The organism is Glaciimonas sp. GG7 (assembly GCF_052976905.1).
The window spans coordinates 1-1,809 of the sequence record NZ_JBRIIQ010000201.1 but is presented as its reverse complement, the minus strand read 5'-3'; the positions used below and the strand labels follow the sequence as shown (position 1 = coordinate 1,809).

Sequence of the window (1,809 nt, the reverse complement as noted above, 5' to 3'; positions counted from 1 at the left end):
GTCTCCGACTCAGTAGTTCTATGCCGAGTACCACGGACAAGCACGAATCGATATTTAGGAGCAACAAATGGTATAGGCAATATTAGTGATTTGTTGGCCTCAGCGAATAAACCGTTTAATGACTCGGGACTGTCAGTTGCTGCTCGTGCCTGGGAGAAACATGCTGGTCGACCGGGAGGGACATTTAAGATTTTGAATGGTAAAGTTGATCAAAAAAATGAAGCTGCAAACCAATTTGTCCAAGGTGTATTGACTAATCCCCATACAGTTAAAACTGAACTTTCTCGCGGGGGAGTTGAGTATCGACTTCCAAATGGTCAAGGGGTTAGATTTAATGTTGATGGTTCTTTGTCTGGATTCGTAGATCCCAAAAAATAGGAAATATTAATGAATAATTTTGAAATTGATTTCGTAAGCGATTGCGATCATGAGTATTTGATGGCTGAAATTTCTTATCGAAAGCAGCGACTTTGTTTAATAAACAAAGAACAAGGAAATGATTCAATGGAAATTGAATTTTTGACTGATTTATATCTTCTGTCGGGAAAAATAAATATGAAATTTCCTTTATCCGAATTTGAAGCCGTAATAAAAGGAGCTAGAGATGAGTTGCGTGATTGTAAATAAATGACAGTCACCTGTGTACAAAATACTGGTGAAAAATTGAGCGAAGCGTGTCTTGCACTAGAGAATACAAAAAATTCGTTTTTTCATGTCTCAATTGAAAAGGAGTATCCGGTATTTGCAATTTCCCTTCGAAAATCAGTAGTTTCTGTTTTGTTGTCGGATGATACTAACTTACTAAATTGGCATCTGATCGAATTGTTTTCGATATCGGATGCTAGTCTTTCAGAAGGCTAGGCATTTTTTAGAGACTCCGATATCAATAGTCATGTGCAAATAATTATAGATTACAGCAATATTGTTTATGACCTAGGGCATTACGATGTGCTAATCGAAAGAGAACCCGAAGCATTGACAATTTTTTTCAAGGAAAGATACAAGCGTGAGTCAAGGAATCCGGAATGTTAATTAGATGCATATCTACAAGTGGAACAGATATTTCTATATTAGCTAGAAGAGGAGGTGAATCTGATGAAACCAATTACTCGCTTTTAGAGATCGGAGCTCTGTATTGTGTTTATGGAATTCAATCATTTTTTTATCGTGTGGAATTTCTTGTTTGCTAGGCTGGAAGAACCCTATTTGGGTTCCTGATTCTCTATTCCTCGTTATTGAAAAAAATTTACCAAATAATTTTGAAAATATGACTTCCTGCTTCGACCCCTAAATTTGAGTGGCTCCATCATGATTTTGGAGCAATAGCAATGATTGGTTATTCAGAATTAATCTCTTAGGTAAATCACTACATAGGCTTACTTGATAAGGACGAAATGGAACTTATAAAATTCTTTAAAGAAAAAATTATCATAGATTTATCTGGAAAAATGTCTGATTAGTCTTCAGTGAGTTACAGGTATTCTTACAAAAAAATGAACACAAAATTCTTTGAATATGATGTGGTGAGAGTTATCTGCTCTCTTGTATATGTTCCGAGTGGATAAAATGGGGCGGAATTGATCATATTTATATAAATCCCACCGCAGTATGAAATCGAATTTGTCGATCATTCAGGTGTGTTTTTTGATGTGCTGAAAGTGAAGAAAGAGGATTTAGAGTTAGTGCAGCATGCTTAACTAACTAGACAGGGGATTCACAACACCAGCATCAGCCTCAGCCTCAGCCTGGGCAAGAGCGTGCCCGACAGTATCGATCCCAACACCAATCAAGTGATTCCGGCCCACATCA

2 protein-coding genes are annotated in these 1,809 nt (G+C 37.0%); both read left to right on the top strand.

Annotated elements, in window-relative coordinates; translation table 11 throughout:
• On the top strand, positions 1–378 hold a 378-nt coding region (locus ACVBEF_RS21085), incomplete at its 5' end, for a hypothetical protein (protein WP_447125854.1).
• A gap of 9 nt (positions 379–387) precedes the next feature.
• Positions 388–627, top strand: coding sequence for a hypothetical protein (locus ACVBEF_RS21080; RefSeq protein WP_447125853.1), 240 nt, complete (start codon positions 388–390; stop codon positions 625–627).
• The last annotated feature ends 1,182 nt before the right edge of the window (positions 628–1,809 follow it).